This is a genomic window from Microcoleus sp. CAWBG27, assembly GCF_020883145.1.
In the GTDB taxonomy this organism is placed as follows: Bacteria; Cyanobacteriota; Cyanobacteriia; order Cyanobacteriales; family Microcoleaceae; genus Microcoleus.
Genome location: NZ_JAHREU010000002.1, coordinates 12,769 through 35,497 on the forward strand (window position 1 = coordinate 12,769; position 22,729 = coordinate 35,497).

20 protein-coding genes are annotated in these 22,729 nt (G+C 41.4%); 4 read left to right on the plus strand and 16 right to left on the minus strand.

Going from position 1 to position 22,729, the window contains the following annotated elements; translation table 11 throughout:
* Positions 1-311: 311 nt before the first annotated feature.
* From tal to QZ938_RS01525, 7 genes are all read right to left on the minus strand, one after another.
* Complete coding sequence (gene tal / locus QZ938_RS01495; RefSeq protein ID WP_293346958.1) at positions 312-1,466, minus strand: transaldolase; 1,155 nt, start codon at positions 1,464-1,466, stop codon at positions 312-314.
* 165 nt (positions 1,467-1,631) lie between these two features.
* Positions 1,632-2,705 (minus strand): class 1 fructose-bisphosphatase, encoded by a 1,074-nt coding sequence (gene fbp / locus QZ938_RS01500; protein WP_293346960.1) that lies wholly within the window; start codon positions 2,703-2,705, stop codon positions 1,632-1,634.
* A 322-nt stretch (positions 2,706-3,027) separates the two neighbouring features.
* Positions 3,028-3,828, minus strand: a complete 801-nt coding sequence (locus QZ938_RS01505; protein ID WP_293346962.1) for a hypothetical protein — start codon at positions 3,826-3,828, stop codon at positions 3,028-3,030.
* An 83-nt stretch (positions 3,829-3,911) separates the two neighbouring features.
* Positions 3,912-4,883, minus strand: coding sequence for a DUF483 domain-containing protein (locus QZ938_RS01510; RefSeq protein ID WP_293346964.1), 972 nt, complete (start codon positions 4,881-4,883; stop codon positions 3,912-3,914).
* A 6-nt stretch (positions 4,884-4,889) separates the two neighbouring features.
* A complete protein-coding gene (locus tag QZ938_RS01515) occupies positions 4,890-6,734 on the minus strand; it encodes an HEXXH motif-containing putative peptide modification protein (RefSeq protein WP_293346966.1) in 1,845 nt (614 codons plus the stop codon).
* A 34-nt stretch (positions 6,735-6,768) separates the two neighbouring features.
* Entirely contained in the window at positions 6,769-7,929 is a 1,161-nt protein-coding gene (locus tag QZ938_RS01520) for an FxsB family cyclophane-forming radical SAM/SPASM peptide maturase (RefSeq protein WP_293346968.1), read from the minus strand.
* Between the two features lie 112 nt (positions 7,930-8,041).
* Positions 8,042-8,263 (minus strand): hypothetical protein, encoded by a 222-nt coding sequence (locus QZ938_RS01525; protein ID WP_293346970.1) that lies wholly within the window; start codon positions 8,261-8,263, stop codon positions 8,042-8,044.
* Positions 8,264-8,489: 226 nt separating this feature from the next.
* On the opposite strand from QZ938_RS01525, the gene QZ938_RS01530 reads away from it, so the two are divergent.
* Complete coding sequence (locus tag QZ938_RS01530) at positions 8,490-9,854, plus strand: NB-ARC domain-containing protein (protein ID WP_293346972.1); 1,365 nt, start codon at positions 8,490-8,492, stop codon at positions 9,852-9,854.
* On the opposite strand, the gene thrB is transcribed toward QZ938_RS01530, so the two are convergent.
* The 5 genes from thrB to QZ938_RS01555 all read right to left on the minus strand — a co-directional run bounded on the left by thrB (position 9,843) and on the right by QZ938_RS01555 (position 14,086).
* Positions 9,843-10,895, minus strand: coding sequence for a homoserine kinase (gene thrB, locus QZ938_RS01535; protein WP_293346974.1), 1,053 nt, complete (start codon positions 10,893-10,895; stop codon positions 9,843-9,845). The two genes, QZ938_RS01530 and thrB, sit on opposite strands and share 12 nt — an antisense overlap.
* 78 nt (positions 10,896-10,973) lie before the next feature.
* Entirely contained in the window at positions 10,974-11,543 is a 570-nt protein-coding gene (locus QZ938_RS01540) for a Uma2 family endonuclease (protein ID WP_293342708.1), read from the minus strand.
* 52 nt (positions 11,544-11,595) lie between these two features.
* A complete protein-coding gene (locus tag QZ938_RS01545) occupies positions 11,596-12,072 on the minus strand; it encodes a tetratricopeptide repeat protein (protein WP_293346976.1) in 477 nt (158 codons plus the stop codon).
* Positions 12,073-12,079: 7 nt separating this feature from the next.
* Positions 12,080-12,646 carry a Uma2 family endonuclease gene (locus QZ938_RS01550; protein WP_293346978.1) on the minus strand — a complete coding sequence of 189 codons (567 nt, stop codon included), beginning with the start codon at positions 12,644-12,646 and terminating at the stop codon, positions 12,080-12,082.
* 204 nt (positions 12,647-12,850) lie between these two features.
* Complete coding sequence (locus QZ938_RS01555; protein WP_293346980.1) at positions 12,851-14,086, minus strand: VWA domain-containing protein; 1,236 nt, start codon at positions 14,084-14,086, stop codon at positions 12,851-12,853.
* Between the two features lie 775 nt (positions 14,087-14,861).
* Here QZ938_RS01555 and QZ938_RS01560 point away from each other — a divergent pair.
* From QZ938_RS01560 to QZ938_RS01570, 3 genes are all read left to right on the plus strand, one after another.
* Entirely contained in the window at positions 14,862-15,521 is a 660-nt protein-coding gene (locus QZ938_RS01560; RefSeq protein ID WP_293153061.1) for an ATP-dependent Clp protease proteolytic subunit, read from the plus strand.
* A gap of 183 nt (positions 15,522-15,704) precedes the next feature.
* A complete protein-coding gene (locus QZ938_RS01565) occupies positions 15,705-16,298 on the plus strand; it encodes an ATP-dependent Clp protease proteolytic subunit (protein WP_193971784.1) in 594 nt (197 codons plus the stop codon).
* 129 nt (positions 16,299-16,427) lie between these two features.
* Complete coding sequence (locus QZ938_RS01570) at positions 16,428-17,054, plus strand: DnaJ domain-containing protein (protein WP_293153058.1); 627 nt, start codon at positions 16,428-16,430, stop codon at positions 17,052-17,054.
* Between the two features lie 532 nt (positions 17,055-17,586).
* On the opposite strand, the gene QZ938_RS01575 is transcribed toward QZ938_RS01570, so the two are convergent.
* From QZ938_RS01575 to QZ938_RS01590, 4 genes are all read right to left on the minus strand, one after another.
* Positions 17,587-18,525: a serine/threonine-protein kinase gene (locus QZ938_RS01575; RefSeq protein WP_293342734.1), complete on the minus strand. Its 939-nt coding sequence runs from the start codon at positions 18,523-18,525 to the stop codon at positions 17,587-17,589.
* A gap of 455 nt (positions 18,526-18,980) precedes the next feature.
* Entirely contained in the window at positions 18,981-19,712 is a 732-nt protein-coding gene (locus QZ938_RS01580; protein ID WP_293346982.1) for a hypothetical protein, read from the minus strand.
* Between the two features lie 216 nt (positions 19,713-19,928).
* A complete protein-coding gene (locus tag QZ938_RS01585) occupies positions 19,929-20,831 on the minus strand; it encodes a hypothetical protein (RefSeq protein WP_293346984.1) in 903 nt (300 codons plus the stop codon).
* A 10-nt stretch (positions 20,832-20,841) separates the two neighbouring features.
* Positions 20,842-22,353 carry an MBOAT family O-acyltransferase gene (locus tag QZ938_RS01590; RefSeq protein ID WP_293346986.1) on the minus strand — a complete coding sequence of 504 codons (1,512 nt, stop codon included), beginning with the start codon at positions 22,351-22,353 and terminating at the stop codon, positions 20,842-20,844.
* Between the last annotated feature and the right edge of the window lie 376 nt (positions 22,354-22,729).

Sequence of the window (22,729 nt, forward strand, 5' to 3'; positions counted from 1 at the left end):
TTGAGACCAATTGGTCTCAGTTTTTCCAGTTCGAGACTGAAAACTCAGCATTTAGGAACCTAAATTCTAGAGACTTGATTTTCCTCTGTAGGCATTTTGAGACCAATTGGTCTCAGTTTTTCCAGTTCGAGACTGAAAACTCAGCATTTAGGAACCTAAATTCTAGAGACTTGATTTTCCTCTGTAGGCATTTTGAGACCAATTGGTCTCAGTTTTTCCAGTTAGGGCTGGAAAACTCACCATTCAAGAGCCAAAACAATTATCTATTCCGACTCCCAAATGCTTCTGCCTTCAAGGATACAGATATCTTTTTAGGCGACGGTTGCGAGCTTCTTAACTTTCTCTTCCAACGAATCCATCAGAGATTGGAACGGGCTGACGAATTTCTCAATCCCCTCCAGGAGCAAGTCTGCCATCACTTTGTCCAAATCGATATCGATATCTGGATCTTTAAGACTTTCGATCAGCGCGTAAGCTTCTGCCACGTTGTTCTCAATCCGGGGTGCGACATCGCAGTGATCGAAACAAGCTTCCACAGTGTTCGGTGGCAAAGTGTTCACCGTATCGGGGCCGATTAATTCATCCACATACATCACATCGCTGTAGTTGGGGTTTTTGGTGCTGGTACTCGCCCACAACAGTCGCTGCACTTCTGCTCCCTTTGCTGCTAGAGCCTGCCAGCGATCGCTCGCGACGATCTCTTTATATTTCTGGTAAGCTACTTTGGCATTGGCGATCGCAATTTTTCCCTTCACCGCTTCCAGTTTGGCTTTCGTAGCAACATCAGTGACGTTTTTGAGTTTCTCGTCAATCTTGCCGTCAATATTGATGTCGATCCGGCTCAAGAAGAAACTGGCAACAGAAGCGATGTTGCTCACATCCAAACCCTTAGCCGCCCGCGCTTCCAAGCCGCGAATGTAAGCCCAGAAGGTTTCGACGTAGCTGTCAACGGAGAACAGCAAAGTCACGTTAACGTTAATGCCTTCGCTGATGACTCGCTCGACTGCGGGTAATCCTTGAGCAGTTCCGGGAATCTTGATCATCACATTTGGTTTGCCGATCGCCTGATAATACCGTAAGGCTTCACTAATCGTGCTTTCTGTATCATTGGCGATCGTTGGCGGCACTTCAATACTGATGTAACCGTCCAAACCCTTGGACTCTTCGTACACTGGAGCGAAGATATCACAAGCATTGCGGATATCGGCAAACACCAAGGACTCGTAAATTTCGAGTACAGATTTACCAGCCTGGATGCCAGCTTCGATATCAGCATCGTAAATGACATTACCCGCGATCGCCTTCTCGAAAATCGCCGGGTTCGATGTAATCCCGCGCAGCCCGCGACTTTCAATCATCTTTTTGAGTTCGCCGGACTCGATCAAATTGCGAGTTAAATTGTCCATCCAGATGCTCTGGCCAATTTCTTTGATTTCTAACAGGTGATTCTTTGTCGCTTCTGTCACGATCTTTAACTCCTACAATTTGGTTAGTTGTTAGTTGTTAGTTGTTAGTTGTTAGTTGTTAGTTGTTAGTTGTTAGTTGTTAGTTGTTAGTTGTTAGTTGTTACTCGCCAATAACGAATAACCAATAACTAATAACTAATAACCAATAACCAATAACCAATAACTTCACTCTTCAAGTGTTATGGGATTGCGCGATCGCTCTTTAATGAAAGACTCAACCAGGGCTACATTTTCTTTGCTACCAATAATCAAAGGCGTGCGCTCGTGAATTTTAGTCGGCACAACATCCAAGATGTCTTGAATACCCGTACTAGCGCGTCCACCAGCTTGCTCCATCAAAAACGCCAAAGGAGCCGATTCATAGAGCAAGCGCAATTTGCCCTCCGGTTTTTTCACCGTTCCTGGGTACAAAAACACGCCTCCCTGAGATAAAATCCGGTGGAAATCTCCCACCAAAGCCCCACCGTACCGGGCGGTATAGCCTTGATTTCGATGTACATAGCGAATGTAATCCCGATAAGATTCATCCCACTGCCAAAAGCTACCTTCATTGACACTGTAAATCGGGCCGCTGTCTGGAATCTGAATGTTTTCGTTAGTTAGAATAAACTCGCCCAAACTGGGATCGAGAGTAAAAGAATGAACGCCTTGCCCGATCGAATAAACCAGCATGGTACTGGGGCCGTAGAGCACATAACCAGCGGCAATTTGTTTATGTCCGTGTTGGAGCAAATCTGAGGCCGAACCGTCTGCATCATCCCCTTCTTGCTTGCGGATGCTGAATATGGAACCGACATTGAGATTGATGTCAAGATTAGAAGAACCGTCTATGGGATCGTAGAGCAGACTGTAACGCCCGATCGGACAATTTTCAGGAATATAATAGGGTTTTTCCATTTCCTCGGAAGCCAAACGGCAGACAAGTCCGCTTTGTTGGAATACCGATATAAACACTTCATTGGCATAGATATCCATCTTTTTGACGGATTCTCCCTGGACGTTGACACCTCCTGTAAAGCCTAAAGCATCTTCCATGAGTCCAGCTCTGCTGAGTCGCCTTGCGATCAACTTGGCGGCCAATCCGATGCGATTCATCAGGGCGCTGAGATCCTGAGCGTCTGGTGAAAAGCTGTGAAGTTGTTGGAATACATGACGGGATAGAGTTGTACAATCGCGGTCTAAGGCTTGTACCTGTTCGGTTGGGCCTAGGCGGGCTTCCCCTGTGGGCGCGTTTACCATGATTTTGATATCCTCCCTGTTATGGCTCCCTGGTTTGGGATTTTTCAGGTGTTGCTGAATCGGCGATGAGACCGATCGTCCTGTAAGTTCTATATTACGGAGGGTTTCGGAAAAGGGGGGCGAACTTTAGGGTAACTTTAGATCCCCACGGAAAATTGAGGGGTGCGATCGGCTGTTGAGTCGGGAGTTGTATTCAAAATCACCAAATTTTTATTTAACCGCTGAGGGCGCTTAATGTTGGGAATATCTCATGGGCGATCGAAACGAATGTTGTAATTAAGTTATAAATCATGCTTTGCAGAACGAACCCGATCGCGAAACTTTAAGACAACAAACTTTCAATAATTATTCTCCATATTGGAAGTTTGTTAGATATGTGGTTTTTGATTTGAGTTAAACCTCGATCGAGTTTGACATCAATAGAGTTAATAGTCTTAGCCATCAACATTACATTCTTATCAATTTGAGCATCGTAATTATATACTAAATGGGTAATCGGAGTGTTTTGTTTATGAATATCCTTAATAATATCCCAGCAATCTGCCTTGAGCAGCCAAGAACTTATATATCGTTTGTAATAAAAATCAAAATCAACTATTTGACCAGATAATTTTAAGTAACTTCCAGAAACAATGAATAGAGGAGATACTCGTCTCCATAAGCTACCAAAATCATGAAACAGATCGGTATTTGCCTCCTTCTCGTAGTCAAAATATTGCGTATAAATAGCCATTTGATCGGAACCCCACAAATAGCCTTTTTGATTTAGTAGCATTTGCGATCGGAATAAATAGTTATAAGATTTTTGCGTAATTAATAATCTGCTAATGTCTATTTTATCATCATCTATGATGTAATCCACATATCTTAGATGTAAATCTAAACATAATTGCACAGTCCCCCAAAAGATAGCATTTTCCTGCTGCTCTAATAATCCTAGTCCTTCTAACATCGGTAGTGTATAAAGATAGAAATATCGTTGGGCGGTTTTTTGATCTTCCACATCTATTAACAAATTTATATCTAAAGTTAATTTAGAATTCAAAATCTCTTTTTCTAAATCAAGAATATATTGTAAGTCTTTTTCTTGAATATTGTTAATAATTTTTTCTACAAGATTCATTGTATTAATCCTCGTCTAATTAAAACTAAAGTATACATTTTCTATGCCCCCTAAAATGTTTTTAATAATACCTATTTTGTCAATTAAGTATCTTTGTAAAAACTAATTAAAAATGGAATCTCTACTTCATGTTTGTCACCTCTAGCAAAATAAGCACTGATCTGAACATTGTCTCGGTAGACTCTAATAATATTCCCCTCAACAATACAAGTATCACCTTTAACAAGTATTTGATATAGTAAATCATTTTGTGATGTAGGATATATTGCCTCTACAGATTGATAGTTGACTACATTTTCAGCAACAATGTTACCTTCAAAACGATAAATCTTAAGTTCTGAAAGACATAAAATTGGTGTTTGCAAATGATGTTCTATTTCTTCTAAATATTTTTGGCTCTCCTCATTAATTAGAAGGCGATTTTTTTGAGCATATTCGATAGATGCTTCACAATTAAAAGAACAAGGTATATGGGGAATTAGTGAAAATGGAGTATGACGTAATAATCCATTTGAGAAATATGTAGGTTTGTTAATCGTATTGCGATAAGTTTCATAGTAATTATTATAAAAATTCCAATGATTTCGCTCTTGAAAAAAATCAAGACAACATTGAGGATAACCTAGTGCTTTTCCAAAAGTATAATGGTCTGGTAAATGTTTTTCAATGACTCTTTGACCGACAACTAAAGGATACCATCCTGAAGCAATTGCATTTGTTAAAGCATCTTGTGATTTAGCAATAAAAACATGAGCTTGGTCAGAAAATTCCTTACTAAAAACAGCTTTAGTTGTAGTAAATAACTCTTGAGGTAAACTGTTTAATTTTCCCAAATCTCGATCGAAATAAGCATCTACATAATAATACAAGCCAAAATATTGAGCTAATTCACAAAAATATTTCCATTTTGGCTTTTGCACCCATAAATCTGTTGCCGATTTTAACCCTTTAACAGTAGCAATAAAAGAAGGTAATTGTCCCCCATCAGGAAATATCTCAAGGTATTTGCTAAAAGGACTATTTACTAAGTATTTGCTCAAACTTGCTGTATTCATATCTTTTTAGTTAAGTAATGTTTTAACTAATTCAACCATCATTTGAACTTTATTTTCAGAGCTTGGGTTTTGCCTGACTAATCTTTTGGTTTCTAAAGTATTAGCAACAAGTTTATCTAGATTAAGCAAGATTAATTCGTAATCTTCTAACAGGTTTAAATGTCTCACTGCAAACATAAAACATTGCCAAAAATAAGGAGCATTAGGATATTGCTCCAGACAACTTTGATAAAATTCTGCTGCTTTCTGATAGTCTTGATTAATATAAGCAGTATGTCCACATATTAAATCTAATAAAATTGAATCTCCGAACTGAGTTTCTTTTAATATGTCTTCTAATTCTTTTAAGCCTTTATCGTGGTAAACAGATACTAAAGTCTCAAGAATTAGATCGAATGGTTGTCTCAGATAAGTTAAGGGACGTAAATCAATATTTGGTGTAATTCCCAGCCATTGACAGGATTGATTGAATATAGTATTGTTGTCATTATTTGCCAAATCAATAGATACTTGAATTGGCAATATTTGTGTCCCGATTAAATTAGGATTTGCCGCTTCCCATTTATGCTGATGTTCTTTTAATCTAACGTCAATCAGTTGTTTTTCTGTTTGAGAAATTTCAGGTTCAACTCGACCGATATTTTTTTCTATTCCTTCAATCAAGGCTTGACCAATCAAAGAAAATTCTGCATTTGTCTTTAAAACTTTAAGTGCAGTTAGCAGTTGTTTTTTAGCAGTATACACTCTTTGTTGCAAACGCTTTTCTTGTAAAACAGGTATATCTGTTTTCAGCATTTTATGCCCAAATTCTAAAACAGCTTGAAATACATAAATTCCCTGCAAAATACCACTGAGAGGTCGAGGATCGTCACGCCAAGGAGAATAATAAATTGCTTCAGGACTACCTTTTACAATGATTGGATCTAAATTTAATAAAGCATTAAGTTTATGATGATGATATTCATGGACTAAAGCTTCTACTATTACTGAGGTATCTGACATCCAAGATAAAACGAGAAGTCCGGGTATTTCACGAAATGTCTGACTTCTATGAACATCAATAGCATGAGAATGTACTGGAACTAAAGATTGTACTCCCATTACAATTTCACTTGCTAATAAACTTGAACAACTATCTATCCAAAACCAAGCTTCCTCTAAACTAGATAACCATTTAATAGTGGAAGTTGGTGTTAATTCCTCAAAATTTAAATCGTAGCGACCACCTAAGCGTAGATCGCTATCAAAAGCATTTAACTCAATTCCGTTATTGAGATGAGGTATTTCATTTTGAACCATCTCCAAATTTTGATTGCCATCTGTATAAATATTAAAACTATCATTAGTTGTGGTAACAAAACGCAATCTTTGAAAAGCAATATGTTGAGGATGCTGTAAATAAATTCCGGTTCCGGGTATGGCAATAATTCCATTACGATCGGTATATAAAAAACACTCAAAATCTTCTATATTGTCATATTTTGCCATTGCTAAAATAAACTTTGCGAAATATTCCAGATGAAACTTAATGTGCATTTCTGGAAACATAATATGAGCTTTGCGGTTAACTAATTGCCAAGCTGTATCTAACCAAACGCTAAAAGATGGATAGCGTAAAATCTTTCTTTGGGCATTTTTAGAAAATGATTTTACCAACTCAAAAGATTGAGAAAAGTTGGTTAAACCATCAATTAACTTAGGTGATTCTGATTGCAGTTTTTGAGAGAAATTACTGAACCTTAGCAAAGTTCTATGATATTCTGCTAAGTAAATTACTTTAACTAATGGATCGGAAGCCCCCGTAGGAGAAACTAAGTTTTTGATTGTATTAATATCCAGATCGATCTTCATTGCGCTAACCCTAATTTAATAAGACAAATTTTGACTAAACAGCAGGAATTTTTTTCTTCTTTATTGTTTGCATATCTTCAATTACTTGGTGGCGAATTGTAGTAATCATTTTTTTGAGATCGGAACAATACACTGATGGATTATGAAAGTAATTTTCGCTAGAATATCTATGGGGAAGATAACCACCACCACAAACTTTAACTAAGTTACATTGTTGACAAGTTTCGCTCAAATATTGCCACTTTTCTTGACGTTCAATAACCTTTGGGGAGTCAAAAATATCATCAAAACTGTGGGTAAATATATCCATTCCTAACTTGGTAGCTTCGGGATAAGTAACTTTCAAAGAATCAACGGCTTCAATATCACCGTTGGTTTCAATAACGGCAAAATCAACAGGGTTTAAGCCCCATTCTTCTGAATTTCCTTGCAATCCTAGCATTAGCAAAATAATTTCCTTGAATTTCCTAATTTTGATTGTTTGAGGTTTTTGATGATACCAAATATCAAAAATCTTAAGTAGCCAGTCTGCATAAGGAGTTACATCAAGAGATTGTTCTTTACCAAGAGGTCTTAAATCATGGTGATTTAAAGGTAACAAAAAATCAATCGAAGGAGGATTATATTGTGATAAATAAGAATATACAGCTTCAGGATCGTTATGTAGATCGATCACACATAAAAAACCTGCCCATATTTTCCGTCCTCGATCGCTACTTAATAATTGAAGAGTTTTTTCTAAACTGGAAAATGCAGATTTACCTTGATGATCTAAGCGGTGCAAATCGTTAGCTTCTCGATCGCCATCCATACTTAGACCTATTGTTGTATTATTAGAAATACAGAAATCTAAGATTTCATCGTTTAACAACACACCATTACTTTGTATGCCAAATCTTAGTTTAACATTACGCACATTTTTTGAAATAATTTCTTGAAATTTTTTGAGATAGTCTAACCCTGCTAAAAGAGGTTCTCCACCGTGCATGATTACAGAAAATTCTGAGACTTGGTGTTTGGTGGTATGTTCATCAATTCTCTTACCTAATTGTGTGATAGTTGCTTCAGACATTTTCAAAGGTTGCTGTTGCCAACTTTGATCGCTATGCTGATACATATAGCAATAATCACAGTTAAGATTGCAACGGGATACTACTTTACAAACCAGCGAATGTAAGGGTGTAAACTCAGCCATAAATTATGATATGTTCAAAAAATAAATTATGTATGCCAGAATTAAATGGCTACTATTGCTTGAAGTAACTTAGCAGCCATTTAATTAGTATTCTGTAGTAGCCAGTGCTTGACTACCCCCAAAGAGATTGGCTAAATTGATCGTGAGAAGAATGGCTAGTGTGTACGTTATGAGATGTTGCCATTCGATTTTGAAGATTTATTTCTAAAATATTACCAAGTGCTGTATTTTTGAGTGCATCTAAGTCACTTAAGTCAAATTCTTCAAGGTCAAGAACTATACAATCATTTTGTGAATAAGTATCAGTGAGTAATCTTTCTTTTGCTTGTGTCATTTTAGTAATGCTCCTAAAAAATCATCAACAACGGAAAAAGCACGACTTTTTAAGCCTGTGCTCGATTTAAGAGCATACCAAAATTAAATATGAGACTGCGATCGGAAAAACTCGGATTTAAACGGGATCTGTGTTACAGAATATTAAGCAAAAAATAGGAAAAGATAGGAAAAGATAGGATTAAATTCAGCTATAATGGGCTAAACCTTTGCCATGTATAGCTTTTATGAATGTCAACCAACTGTTACAATTTGTCGATCGGCTAGTGGTTGAACGAACTGGAAAGCACCTAGATGATGTTCAAAGGGCTGTAGTTGAGGGGACTTGGGAAAGACAAACCTATGATGATATCGCCCAGAAGTGCTATGTCACTAAAAATCATGTAGGTGATGTAGGGGCTGAATTATGGCAACTTTTATCGGAAATATTGGATGAGGATATAAAAAAAACTAATTTTCGTTCTAGCTTAGAAAGAGTATATATTGAATCATCTCAAAATATTTGTATTGGTACTAATCATAACTTTAATTTTAGTTCACAAATCTTAGAGCGGCATAATAAACAACATCAAAAAAGTGATATAACTACTCAACATACCTCATATCACGATTTAACCGTAGCTCCTCAAATCATCAATTTTTATGCAAGAGAACCTGAACTTAAAATTATTTCTAAATCGATTAGCAATGACAATACTCGTTTAATCTCAGTATTGGGATTGAGTGGAATTGGTAAAACTACTTTCGTTAAAAGGTTTGTCGATCTCAATCGACAACAATTTGAAGTAATTATCTGGAGAAGCCTAAAGTTTCCTAAACATTTAGAGTTATTGGTTAACGATCTCTTGAATGCTTGTAAACAAGAAGCTAAAGAAACTATAGATGATAACTTAAAACAATTATTAGATGCTTTGAGAGACAAAAAATGTTTGATTATCCTTGATGATATTCATAATATTTTTGTTCCCGGTCAATTTTCTGGACAATATAAATCTGAATATCAAGATTATCAAAGCTTGTTCGCCACGATTGCAGAAACTGAGCATCAAAGTAATGTGATTTTAGTTAGTCAAGAGCAATGTGCAGAAATGGAGTGTTTAGATGAGGAATTATATCCGATTAAATGTTTAGAATTATCAAATTTAGAGGATGTAGAAATTATGAAAGCTAGTGGCTTAAAAGATGAGGACAGTTGGTCAAAGTTAATGAATTTATATGAAGGTAATCCAGGTTATTTAAAAAGTATTGCCTCTCTCATAAAAAATATTTTTGATGGCAAAATTAATGATTTTTTAGCTGATAATAGCTTGCCGATCGCCAAAGATATGCAATATAAATTGAACCAGTTATTTAACAGATTATCACATACAGAACAGCAACTTGTTTTAGAATTAAGTAAGCTCGATCGACCAGTATCCAGAGAATATTTAAGACAAAGTTTAGATTTATCATCAATGGATTTAATTAATGGTTTACAGTCTTTACAACAAAGATATTTAGTAACTCAAATAAAAGAGGATAAAATTTTGTTTAAATTGTCTTCTGTTTTTCAGGAATATGTAAAGAATTGTTGTTTAAATTTACAACCCTAAATTTGACACTTGCGCGCCTTGGCTATCAAGCCCGATCGCCCTTACATCAGCCTTCACCCCAAAATCCCCCCAAGCCGCCGCCATTTCCCTCACAACCGCATCAGCATTAGTAACATCCGTTACAGCCAAAAGCGTCGGCCCCGCACCGCTAATCACCATCCCACAAGCCCCTGCATTCAACGCAGCTTCTTGCACAGCTTCATATCCCCGAATCAGCGATCGCCGGTAAGGCTGGTGAATTTTGTCTTGGAGAGCGCAGCGCAGCCAATTGCGATCGCCCTTTTCCAACGCCCGCACCAACAAACCCAAGTGTGCCGCATTGAAAATCGCGTCAGCCCTGCTGTAATCTGTTGGCAAAACCTTGCGCGCTTCGGCTGTCGAAAGTTCAAAATCGGGAATCGCTACCACGGGAACAATATCGGGATGCCAGGGAATGTCGCAAATTTGCCAGAGAACCCCCCCCTGCCCCCCCTTGCTAAGGGGGGGTGTAAGAGGGGATTCTTCTCTCAGCCCCCCCTTACCAAGAAGAGATTCTTCTCTTAGCCCCCCCTTACTAAGGGGGGGTTGGGGGGGTGCATCGCTAGCAGCGAGGCGACAGCCTCCGAGTAAAGCGGGGACAACATTGTCAGGATGTCCTTCAAGTTCGATCGCCAACTGCATCACTTCCACCTGACTCAAAGGCTTTCCAGCTAACTCATTTGCACCGACTAACCCACCGACAATAGCTGTAGCGGAGCTCCCCAAACCCCTCGCCAGCGGCACTTGCATATCTATATGTATTGCAACTGGTGGGGGGGATTGACGGAGGTATTCGTATAACTTGACAAAGGCTTGGTAAGCGAGATTGCTGTCGTCTGTCTTGACTTTGGCTGCTTCCGCGCCCGTAACGGTAATTTTTAGTTTCTCGGTTGCTGGGGGTTCGAGGAGAGAGAATTGGAAGGAGTTGTGGAGGCTTAAAGCGGCGCCGATGCAGTCAAAACCAGGGCCGAGGTTGGCGGTTGTGGCGGGTACGGTGACAGTGACGGTGGAAGTTGCAGGCATTTTTTGACGGGGTGAATTTCGAGTGTTCAACCGCTGATGAACGCAGATGAATTTTTGGTGTTTGTGCGATCGACTATTTTAACTGATTCCTAGAACATCTTCGTAAATTTGGGCGATCGGGCATTGAAAGTCTACGCTAGCCAAGCGAACTTCTTCGCCAGCAACGTAAGGGTAAAGTTCCCAGCGCCCTTCTGCATTGCGCCGATAACATTCTACACCGATTCTTTCTTGATTGATAATTACGTATTCTTGCAAAGTTTCTATGGTGCGGTAGTCGGCAAATTTATTTCCGCGATCGAATGATGCTGTTGTTGGAGATAGAACTTCTACGATTAAGCGCGGGTGGCGTTTGAAATATTCAAGGCTTCTATCTCTTTCGTCGCAAGTCACCATGATGTCTGGATAGTAAAACACGTCTGCTTGCTCAATTCTGGCTTTCATGTTTCCTATGTAAATGCGGCATCCTGTACCCCGAACGTGGTTTCTCAGCAGCGCAAATAAGTTGCCTGCAATTGTCTCATGAGAATCGCTTGCTCCCGCCATTGCGTAGATTTCTCCTTGTCTGTATTCGTGTTTGATCGGGCTAAATTTTTCCCCTTCTAAATAGTCTTCATGGGAGGCGTAGTTGTAACTTTTGCTTAAGGTCATAATTTGAAAATTTTAAAGCTGTGGTTATATTATAACCTGTTTCCCAAAACATTTATAATAGCAGCCTGTGCAGGTGTTTCATTGCATCTTGATAATCTTCTGGCTTGCCGTCTTTTTGATAAAAATCGGCGGCTTTTTGATAGTCAGCGATCGCGCCCGGTTTGTCTTTTAATAAATAGCGGACTTTCGCACGGTTGTAGTAAGCATCGGCATATTTCGGGTTAATTTCAATGGCGCGATCGAAGTCGGCTTTGGCTGCTGGATAGTCCTTGAGATAGCGGCCGTGAATGATGCCGCGTTTGTTATAAGCTTTGGCGTAGTTGGGGTTGATGGCAATAGCTGCGGTGTAATCTGCGATCCCCCCTGGGATATCTCCAGCCTCTGACTTGGCTAAACCGCTGTTAAATAAGTCTTCAGCCGAATTTTGAACGATGAGTATTGGTGAGTTTTGAGTAGAAATGGCAGGGGATATGCCGCCGAAAACGGTAACAAATCCGCAAAGTGCGATCGCCCTGTAAAAGAGTTTCATAAATAATCTAAGCAAAAATTCGAGCTACAGAGCAACTAAAACCAGGTAACAAAGGCGATGTCAATTCATCAGCACTCAACAGCGTAGCAACTAATCTTAAACTTGCTTGTTCCCTGCGATAAACCTCAATTTGCTGCAACCGCCAATTCACAATCCAGTATTCCTGTACTCCTCGCACTGAATAGAGTCGGAGTTTCAAATCTCTATCCCGTCTTTCATTGTCTGCACCGAGGGACAATACTTCAACAACTAACTCGGGTGCAGCGGTTAAATGTCCGGCTTCGTCTAGCAAGAGGGCCAAGCGTTCATTACTTGCCCAAACTACATCAGGAATGACGTTATCAGCATCCGTAAAAATCAGACCCGGATTGATCGCTGCTCGTCCTAAACCAGCAGACATTGACCAACTATCTAGAACAGAGAAAAATCTGCCACAAGTCTGTTGATGACCCCAATGCGGTGATCTAGTCACAAATAACTCTCCATCAATAATTTCGTAACGATCGCCGTTATCGGGCAATAGTTCTAAATCGGCGGTAGTCCAGCGTACTTTATCAGATATTGTCTGGCTCATACAAGCACTCTTGATAGGTGGTACGAACATTCTAGACGATCGAGCATCTAAAGCATCCACAAATTTTAACTGGTGAGTGCAAACGAACGCAAAAACAAAACCCGCTAGCGCGGGTTTCTATATTTTTAGTCCGAGAAGGCGGACTTTGTTTGTGTAGTCGCGATTTCCAATCGCCGGATTTCCTGAGAATTACAAACCATGAGATTACTTAAGAACAGTTTTAGAAGCAATGCGAGTTTTCTTGCGATCGGCTTCCGTCAATTGTTCACCCGACTGCAAGCGAGTAGCAGAGCTTTGCAGGACTGTTGCGGCACTTTTATCGCCCATTTGTAGAGCAGTTTTAGCCGCCGTTTGTAGCATCGTGGCCGCACCCGCGCGATCGCCCTGTTGCAGTCTAGTTTCTGCGAGTTGAGTTTGGCGGTACTTAGCCAAAGCTAAAATGTGCTGCTGTACCATCGGGTTAAGTGCAGGCTGATAAACTTTTAGGACATTACCCGAAACTGCAACAGGATCGGAAAGCAAACCTTCACCGACTGTCGGATCGTCGTAGCGAATTTGCAATTGCCCGATCGCCTGCGTACCTTCCGGCAACTGTCCAATATAAATATTAGCCAAAACTACTCGCTCTACATCCTTCATTAAATCTCCCAAACGCACCATAAAGCGATCGCCATCCTGCTGCACCGGTAATTCGATCGTATCCGGAGCAACTTGCGCGATCGGTTTTAGTTCGGCTAACCGCACTTTTGGCATCAGCGAAAATAGCAAATAAGCATTAGTCAAACCTACACCTTGGATCCGAGTAAACAGCTTGCCAAACTCATCAACCGCATCTTCGGGCCGCTGAATGTGAGCCAAAGCACCGCCGCCCGCATCAGCAATCTTTTCCAAAATATCCTGGTTCCAGTTATCCCCAAATCCCAGAGAATTTAAAGTCATGTTGTACTCAGCGGCCAGTTTCGCCAACTTCAAACAGCGATTGTTGTCGCCGTGTTCGTTTTCGCCGTCAGTCAGCAGAAACGCCTGAGATATCGCTTCTTTTTTGCCTTTCCCCAACTCTTCAATACCTAACTTAATGCCTTCATCAATTGCTGTGCCGCCGGCGGGGCGCAATTGCTCGATTTGTCGTTTAATGTTAGCAGGGTCTCCGACAACTTGATTGGGGACGAGGACTTTGGCTTTGTGATCGAAAGCCACCGCACAAAAGCGATCCCCAGGTTTTAACCTGTCCAGCAAGCGTCCGGCGGCTTGTTTGACGGTTTCCAAGGGGCGCCCGCCCATCGAGCCGCTGTGGTCGAGAATCAGGCACAGGTTTAAAGGTACGCTAGAGTCGATCGCACTTGCCGTCGCCGACACTGAAACGGCTAGCTGGCGCTGGGTTGATGGCGCAGCAGCATCAAGGTTGGGGTCATTTAAAGCAGGGAGCAAACTAACTTTCATAAAGGTATTCCCGCCTGGAAACCCTGCCCACAAGGGGGCAGGGAGGAAGGCGGGGCTGGGTATAACGCCTTCCTCAAACTGTGTAGATGAAGTATAATAAGTTTATGATGCAAACGATATCTGTCTCTTGTAAGCTCAAATTCCCGTTAGAGTGACACGCAATACTTTATGTGTTTTTTGAGTCCAGACAACGCCAACCGTTGAATCCATGGATTCGCATCCCAGTTAAAAAAAGTAATCCTTCATGTTTTGAAGGGATAGTGGGATTGCCTTTGATCCCTGTAATTTTAGGATCTTAGACTAATATTACAAAAGTAGCTCTCCGAAGGTAGGGATGGGCGACAAGACGAAAAATCATATATTGGGCTTAGGGCAGCCATCTAAGAGATTTGATATAATAATTTTGGTTGCGACCCATCCAACTGACTAAGAGGCCACCCTTTGGGTAATTAAAGTATGTACTCGGCAGAGATTGGAGAAGACCTAGCCCGCTGACCCGCTCGTTCTGAAACACCAATGATGGTAGTAGGATGAGGCACAGGATGGACATGGTATAGGTACGACTCAGATATTTCGGTCTGCGGAAGGCGGACTACTGGCTATGGACGCTGCGTAAGTCCAAAATCTTGCTTGCAGGATAGAGGCAACGGCGGATGAAGTGGCAAACCCGAAAGACGAATAAGACCGTCCTTGTTAGCTGTGTTGGAAGCCCTGACTTAGCGAAGCAAGTAGGGGTACTTCACGAATAGCTCCATCAGTTTAGGCAACATTTTCGATGAAAACACCCATTAAAGCTGTGCAATCGCAATATTACGGGGAAGGCAACTCTCGGACGCCGCCTCCCGATTTGCCATCCCTGTTGCTGAAGGAGCGGATCGTTTATCTGGGTATGCCTCTGGTACCTGCGGTAACAGAACTCATTATCGCTGAACTGTTGTTCTTGCAGTACGAAGACCCGGATAAGCCGATCAAAATCTACATCAACTCGACCGGCACTTCTGGTTACAGCGGCGAACCCGTCGGCTTTGAAACGGAAGCTTTTGCTATCTGCGACACGATCAGGTATATTAAGCCGCCCGTGCAGACTATTTGTCTCGGTTCGGCAATGGGCATGGCTGCGATGCTGTTAGCTGCCGGTACAAAGGGCTTTCGGGCGAGTTTGCCCCATGCTTCGATTGTATTGCACCAACCCAAGGCTTACACGCGAGGTCAAGCCAGCGACATTCAAATTCGGGCTAAGGAAGTGCTGGCAAATAAAGCGACAATGCTTGATATTTTTGCAAGCTGTACGGGTCAGCCGATCGACAAGATTACTAAAGATATGGATCGGTTGCTGTACCTGACGCCCTATGAAGCTAAAGAATACGGTTTGATCGATCGGGTTCTTGAAAGTTCGGAAGAATTGGCGAAACCCGTTGCTGCGGGAGTTATCTAACTCGGTTATTAGTTATTGGTTATTGGTTATTAGTTATTGGTTATTATCACCAAAAACTCCAAACCAAGAAATAACTAATAACAAGTAACTAATAACAAGTAACTAATAACAAGTAACCAATGCCCAATGCCCAATGCCCAATGCCCTCTTTGGCCGATTAACAACTAAACGGAGTTCCGAATTATGCCTATAGGTGTGCCAAAAGTTCCCTACAAAATGCCGGGTGGTTATGATACTCAGTGGATTAATATCTACGATCGCCTTTACCGGGAACGGATTATTTTCTTGGGCAAGGACATTGACGATGAAATTGCCAATCAAATCATCGCGGTGATGCTGTATCTCGATTCGGAAGATTCGGGCAAAGATATTATTTTGTACATCAATTCCCCCGGCGGGATGGTGTCGGCAGGCATGGCTATTTTTGATACCATGCAGCACATTAAATCTGACGTGGTGACGATTTGTGTGGGCTTGGCTGCTTCGATGGGTTCTTTCCTGCTGGCTGCGGGTACGAAGGGCAAACGGTTGGCTTTGCCTCACTCGCGGATCATGATTCACCAGCCTTCTGGGGGCACGCGGGGACAAGCAACGGATATTCAGATTGAGGCGAAGGAGATTCTGCGACTGCGCCACCAACTCAACGGTATCTATGCTAGCAATACCGGAAAGCCGATCGAGAAAATCGAGAAAGACATGGATCGCGACTATTTCATGTCCGCCGAGGAAGCCAAAGAATACGGCTTGATCGACAAAGTGGTAGAAGATCGTCCGTAAGTTATTTTTTCGGCTTCAGTAGTGCGGGCAACCCTCGCACTACCCTAGTTCGCATCAAATTTTGGCAGAATCTTTACATTTAAGGATTCTGCCATATTTAATGGTATTATAAAACTTGATTCATGGTAAATGGATATTGCAGATTATTACCGACAGTTAGGGCTAAGGTCTGGTGCGAGTTTATCGCAAGTTAAAGCCTCTTATCGAAAGTTAGCCAGACAGTATCACCCCGATGTGAATCCGGGAAACGAACAGGCTAAGAATAAGTTTATTACTATTACTGAGGCTTATAAGTTCCTGGTGAATATTGCCCCCGCCGATGTTGCGAAGTCGAAAGTTGCCAATTCAAATGTGCCACCTCCTCCGACACCGCCAGCAGAGGCGGTGAAAGCTCAACCCCAGACAGTTAAGGTGACTCGGAAACAGCAACCCACTGAAGATAAGCAGGATCTGTCGGCGGCGGAAGACAAGTTAAAAAAAGATGCTTATTTTGAACTGCAACAGTTGCTGAAATATCAGAGGTTTCCGCGGGCGATCGCCCTAATTGAGGGTTTGGCCCAGCGGATGCCCGAAGATCGAGAGGTGCGACAGTGGCAGGCGATCGCCTATCAGCGCTGGGGACGGCATTTGATCGGAGAAAAGCAGGTTGACAAAGCGAGAATTTATTTGAAAAAGGCGGTGAAAACTGACCCTCACAATCGGGCTTTGTGGGCGGAAGTTGAGCGGGATTTTCGCAGGTTGGAAGAGATTTATTGATTGGGAATTGGCCAAACAGGGAATTGGCCAAACAGGGAATTGGGCATCGGGCAAACAGGGCATTGGCCAAACAGGGCATTGGGCAAGGAATCGAAAGACTATATTGTGTTCTATCAACTTGTAGGGTGCGTCATATCATGTCTGCTCGATTATCATAAAAAACAGTTTGTAGTGCGGACTTTAGTCCGCAAAAAGCTGCGGACTTAAGTCCGCACTACGAACCTTGTGAGATGTTCGATGAAATTTGCAGATTGTAGCTCGGGACGAACCTTACTATTTTTTACGATCGGCAATTCCGCTCTGATATCATAGAATTATTGAGTTGAGAAACCAGAGATAATTGACACACCATCCACCGAACCAACACTGACAAATGTAATCGAAAAATTAGACCACCTATCAACCCGTGTTGACCACCTAGCGACTGATGTCGAGAAGTTCAACGATCGCTTTTCCAACTACCAGCAAGCGACTCAATGGGTTGTGCAGCTTGCTTTTACTTTGATTGCTAGTGCTACTATCACGGTGATTATTACTTCGGTTCTGCGCCGGCAATCAAAAGCTCTATATTTTTGAGTTTTTCTAAAATAACTTGGGTATTTTCTGGTCGGTTTTCGGGTAGCGGTTCCATCAATTGGTCGATCAACTCTACGAATGACTGGTCAACACCTACAGCCTGGTTTCTCCAATTAATCTTACCAGTTGTAGGATTTACGGGAAAGTCGATCGGCGGTAAACCGGTCAATAAATGCACAAAAGTACGCCCCAGGGCAAAAAAGTCCGTTAGCGAAGCCCTCGAAGAGGATCGCACTTCTGGTTTACCTGCAATTTGTTCGGGCGCAGAGTATCCAGCAGAACCTACAGGCGTCGTATCAATCCCCGCTTCTGTTGCAGCCCCAAAGTCAATTAATCGCAATTTCCCATCCGCTGCAAGCATCAGGTTGGATGGCTTAATATCCCGATGTACTAAATGATATTTGTGAATTGCCTCCAAAATATAGAGCATTTGTTGCAGCCAATCAACAGCTAATGTTTGAGAAATGTACTGATGTTTAGTTAGAAATTCTGCCAAGTTTTCGCCAATAATTTTTTCCATCGCCAAACAAGACAATTTTTGGGAGTTATGGGGGATTGTGATTTGGAAATAACCGTCTGGTTCGACTTGGGGAACTCTTCCCTTTCCTCCTAGCCAAATTAATGCCCGCGCTTCTTGTTGAAACAAACGAAGTAAATCGGGATTGTGTGTGTGTTTCAAGACTTTTAAAACTTTGACAGTTCCCCATTCGTTTTCCCCGGTTCCCCAATCTTGGACTTCAAAGATGTCTGTGGGGCGTGCGGGATTGGGCGATCGCACTGGCTTGATGATACGATAGCGATCGGCAATTAGTAAAGCCGTGCCACAAGCCTGACAATTTTGAGTAGCAGCAGTATTTTCCCGTTGTTCGCATTGAGGATTGATGCAGTAAATCATCTGTCTTGATGCGTCCTGGACTGACGGATTTAACGGATTGATTCAATTATTAGCGCGAAACCCAGTAGTTCTGACCTTACTACTGGGTTTCTATTACCGGCCATTTTACACGCTACCACATTTAAGTCAAGGATTTAAGATTAATCTCATCGCACTCTACCGATTGAGCTACTCCCCAGTGTTTGGTTGGGGAGGCTGGAATTGAACCAGCAACCTCGATGACGTAGTCCTGACATTCGTTTTGGCGATCGGCGGTGAATGCTGAGTTTAGAGTGATAACTTGCTATTGAATTTGTACGCAACGCTGCCTCTGCCAATTGGGCTACCCTCTAGGTTAGGTAGAAGGGACAGGAATCGAACCTGCACTGTCACACTTGTACAGTTTAAATTAAAGTTTGAGATTGAGCTTGTACTCTGTTTATATCTTAAACCATAACTATCAAAAAAGCAAGCTATTAGCGGAAAATAAATTGAAAAATTCGCTCTCCTACTCTCTGTTCTTCAACTTCAGAATTGTTAGCTTCTTCGCGGGAAAACATCACAGCTTTCTGCAATATTTCCACCCTTTGCAGCAACTCATTGATCCGCTGCGCTGGTAAAGCTCCAGAAAACTTGACAGTGCGCCAGTAGCCGATCGTAATATCTTCGTAATAAACATCGACTTGAGCCGGATGATGTTCCGTAGCTTCAGCTTTCACGTGATTGCGCGGAGTTTTAAAAGTCTTGAGAGTTTGCACCGGTTCTGTTGCCCAACAGTCGGCTGAAGCATCGAAGTTCCAAGTCTCGGAAGCATCTAAAACAGGAAGTTTTTTGATGAATGCTTGCAAATCTGACAGTTGCTTTTCAATGAATAGCAAATAGCTGACGGGAACTTGGCTTAACAGCACGTTTCCGTCTACAGTTATGTCGGCGCGGGCTCTGCAATTTGTCCAATCTTTGGTTGCGGTTACGTCGAAGAGTTTGGTCAAAACTTCTGTTGTTTTGCGGATAATCTCTTCGGCTTTGACTTCGACTTTTTTGGACTCGGGTGGCAGTTGTTCGCCTTCTTCGTCTTTGGGGCGGTACGTGCGGGAGATTCCCGAAAGCACAGCGGGTTTTTGGAGCGCTCTTTGGGCTTCTGCTAGCTCTTGGATCGATCGGCTTTTGATGCCTTTCTCGATCGCGATAATCTGATTTAATCGTGCCATAGTTCTATATTATTGATGCTGAAGTCACGTCGAGTATGCTTGCAGGGCGATCGTCAAACTCTTTCTCGTGTGGCTTTTACGGCTTTGAGGACTGAAGTCCTGACTGCAAACCTTACGATTTTTAAGCTGACATCACGGATATTTGTAGTATGACATACTTCAAAAAGAATGACAAGCTTTCCTTTGCAGGGGCCATGCCAAGAGTCCCCGCCCTGACTAGCCCAACAATTTATGACTCAAAAACTTGGCAAAATCCCTAGCATCGCTGCGGATCAAGTGAATGCCGTCATTGGTGCGCCATTCTCGCGGGGGCGGGGGAGGTAGCCACTCAAAGCGATCGGACGGAAACAGCTTTTTAGTCAATTCTCGGACTTGTTTTCTCCTGATTGCAGCGTCAACTCGCGACTCTTGAGGAATGTCAAATAAAATTATTTTTGCCCCGCTATTTTTATTGATTTCAGCGATTTGAGCTCTAATTACACCAGCTTCTTTTTTGATATCTTCTGCATCTTTTTTAGACAAAGGTTGGCTTTGAATATCAACAGTTGTTTGGATAGCTTTTTGCGATAATTCCGGAGTAAGATTGCGAGCCTCTATGCTGTCTAGTGCCTCTTTAGTTGCTTTTTGATTGTATTTATAGCCTTTTTTTAACGAATGTATAAAAACACTGACTGGACGATATTCTTCTCTCAGTATTGGCAAATACTGGCGCATCCAATAAAAAACAGGATTGTACAAAGATTCAACTAAATCCCTATCTATTGTGCGACTAATAGTATCGTTAATTTCTACCAAAATAATCGGAGGGTTGCTATTACTTTTTTTAACTATTTCTAAACCCGTCTGGCTCGATCCTCCCCCCAAAGCTATGCTCTTTACGCCCTTTCCAATGTCTGCAACACGAAGGTTGGCAGATAGAGAACTACCCACCATGACAATTTTCCGATCGGAATCATCATATACATACCTTTGAGCTTTGACAATATTATTTTGAATTAGGCTAACTCCGTCAGAAGCTGGTAACACTCCGCCACTGACGAGAACTTGATAAAAACTCATTAGAAACAGGAAAATTAGTACCGGGCGCAGAATAGATCGCAACTTGTATTTTATAAACATTGAACACCTTCTAGAATTGGAAATAAATAAATTGTTTCGAGCTGCCACTGTTGAGGAATATCATTGCCAGCATAATTCCTAAAGCTACATCTTGATAAATACTCCAGAATTTTTGATTTTTTTTAAGTGAATCATGTTTCATCAGATTTTGCCAAGTGGGAAAATGAGGAATGTGATAAATTACTACTGGCAGGGAAAAAATTAGCGTCGGAATAATGTGAGTCCAACCAGGCTTGACTTTATAGTTGCGAACTAAAGTAACTACGAAGTCAACTGCTTCTTCAAATCGTGGTAGTTTGAAAAGCAGCCATCCGAAGGAAACAAAAGAGAAAATTCCTACAACGCTAAGGCTGTCAAATAATAATTGTTGCCAGATTGGTTTGGTTTCTGCTGAATTGGGTTCTGGGGATTTATTTTTGGATTTGTCGAACCCAAAAAAGCGTTCTACTGCTAAACCAAATCCGTGATAAATGCCCCAAACTGCATAACTCCAAGCAGCACCGTGCCACAATCCGCCTAAAGTCATTACTGTCATTAAGTTAAGATAAGTTCTGATTTTTCCTTTACGGTTTCCTCCTAGGGGAAAGTATAGATAATCTCTGAGCCAAGTTGATAGGGAAATGTGCCACCTTCTCCAGAATTCCGAGAGGGAACGGGAGATGTAGGGAAAGTTGAAGTTGTCGGGAATTGCGTAGCCCAAAGCCGCTGCTAAACCGATCGCAATTAAGGAGTAACCGGCAAAATCGGCGAAGATTTGGATTGAGTAGCCGAACAGCAGCGTCAGGTTGGTAATAGTTCCAAATCCTTGGTAGTAGGGAAAGCTGATCCAGAAGGTATAGTCTTTTAAGTTGTCGGCGACGACCATTTTTAGGAAGTAGCCGACTGTGAGCGATCTAAAAATGAAATTGAAAGAAATGTCTTTTAAATATTTAGGCTCAATCTGGGGATAGAATGTCTTGGATTTTAAAATAGGGCCTGAGAGTAAATTGGGGAAAAAGCTAATAAAAAATGAAGTATTGAGCAGGTGTTGGCTGAATTTGGGTGAGACGTAAGCGTGGGATTCTGTTTCGCTTTCGCTTTTATCTTTTTGACTCAGTACATCTACCACTAAACTTATGCCTTCAAAGGTGTAGAAAGAAATACCGATTGGCAGAGGTAATTTCAAGAATAAATAAGCAATACTGCCTTCGGATCGAGCAATATTAAAAACATCTGCAACAAAGTTAGTGAGCAAACCGGCGTATTTAAACAAGCTCAAAATTAATACATTCAGAACTACTCCTAATAAAGCCCAAAAAAAACGCTGTTTCTTGTCTGAGATTCTGGCAACTTGAAAGCTTGCTGTAGCGTTGATCGCAATTGATAGTAGCAGGATTGACAGCAGTGCGGGAGCGTTCCAACTGTAAAATATGAAGCTGGCAATTATGAGAATGGGAACTTGCAGTTTTTGCAAGGGAGGGAAATAGTATATGCTGAAAACAATTGCAAAAAATACTAGAAATTCAATACTGTTAAATAACATATTCTTTTGATTTCGGTCTTTGATAAGTCTAACGGACAGCGGGTTGATTACTTTGGTTTTTCATCGGTTTTTCAATCGATATCCCTCGCGTTCTCTGGTGGGATTTTTGTGAAAAAACCTAGTTTCTGCATCCCAGAGTTTTTTTACCTAAGTTGTGACACCATTTTCCTAAAATAATGCAACTGTTGGCAAGCTTTAAATCCATACACAATAAGTCATTTCCAACTTTTTGATATTCTATGCGAAAATCGAAAATCGAAAATCGAAAAAGTTATCACTCACTATATCAAGGAGTGGCACTAATGCCAAGAGCGGACTCGTGGTGAGAGGTCGATCGCCATTCCTGCGAAAGTGTAGCAAAATTTACCTATTTTTG

Excerpts from the sequence above, each read along its gene's own strand:
- QZ938_RS01575 (WP_293342734.1), bottom strand. The coding sequence starts at position 18,525 with ATGATTTACTGCATCAATCCTCAATGCGAACAACGGGAAAATACTGCT.
- QZ938_RS01550 (WP_293346978.1), bottom strand. The coding sequence starts at position 12,646 with ATGAGCCAGACAATATCTGATAAAGTACGCTGGACTACCGCCGATTTA.
- QZ938_RS01555 (WP_293346980.1), bottom strand. The coding sequence starts at position 14,086 with ATGAAAGTTAGTTTGCTCCCTGCTTTAAATGACCCCAACCTTGATGCT.
- QZ938_RS01525 (WP_293346970.1), bottom strand. The coding sequence starts at position 8,263 with ATGACACAAGCAAAAGAAAGATTACTCACTGATACTTATTCACAAAAT.
- QZ938_RS01520 (WP_293346968.1), bottom strand. The coding sequence starts at position 7,929 with ATGGCTGAGTTTACACCCTTACATTCGCTGGTTTGTAAAGTAGTATCC.
- QZ938_RS01560 (WP_293153061.1), top strand. The coding sequence starts at position 14,862 with ATGAAAACACCCATTAAAGCTGTGCAATCGCAATATTACGGGGAAGGC.
- QZ938_RS01530 (WP_293346972.1), top strand. The coding sequence starts at position 8,490 with ATGAATGTCAACCAACTGTTACAATTTGTCGATCGGCTAGTGGTTGAA.
- QZ938_RS01505 (WP_293346962.1), bottom strand. The coding sequence starts at position 3,828 with ATGAATCTTGTAGAAAAAATTATTAACAATATTCAAGAAAAAGACTTA.
- QZ938_RS01580 (WP_293346982.1), bottom strand. The coding sequence starts at position 19,712 with ATGGCACGATTAAATCAGATTATCGCGATCGAGAAAGGCATCAAAAGC.
- QZ938_RS01540 (WP_293342708.1), bottom strand. The coding sequence starts at position 11,543 with ATGACCTTAAGCAAAAGTTACAACTACGCCTCCCATGAAGACTATTTA.
- QZ938_RS01510 (WP_293346964.1), bottom strand. The coding sequence starts at position 4,883 with ATGAATACAGCAAGTTTGAGCAAATACTTAGTAAATAGTCCTTTTAGC.
- thrB (WP_293346974.1), bottom strand. The coding sequence starts at position 10,895 with ATGCCTGCAACTTCCACCGTCACTGTCACCGTACCCGCCACAACCGCC.
- QZ938_RS01585 (WP_293346984.1), bottom strand. The coding sequence starts at position 20,831 with ATGTTTATAAAATACAAGTTGCGATCTATTCTGCGCCCGGTACTAATT.
- QZ938_RS01565 (WP_193971784.1), top strand. The coding sequence starts at position 15,705 with ATGCCTATAGGTGTGCCAAAAGTTCCCTACAAAATGCCGGGTGGTTAT.
- QZ938_RS01590 (WP_293346986.1), bottom strand. The coding sequence starts at position 22,353 with ATGTTATTTAACAGTATTGAATTTCTAGTATTTTTTGCAATTGTTTTC.
- QZ938_RS01515 (WP_293346966.1), bottom strand. The coding sequence starts at position 6,734 with ATGAAGATCGATCTGGATATTAATACAATCAAAAACTTAGTTTCTCCT.
- fbp (WP_293346960.1), bottom strand. The coding sequence starts at position 2,705 with ATGGTAAACGCGCCCACAGGGGAAGCCCGCCTAGGCCCAACCGAACAG.
- QZ938_RS01545 (WP_293346976.1), bottom strand. The coding sequence starts at position 12,072 with ATGAAACTCTTTTACAGGGCGATCGCACTTTGCGGATTTGTTACCGTT.
- QZ938_RS01570 (WP_293153058.1), top strand. The coding sequence starts at position 16,428 with ATGGATATTGCAGATTATTACCGACAGTTAGGGCTAAGGTCTGGTGCG.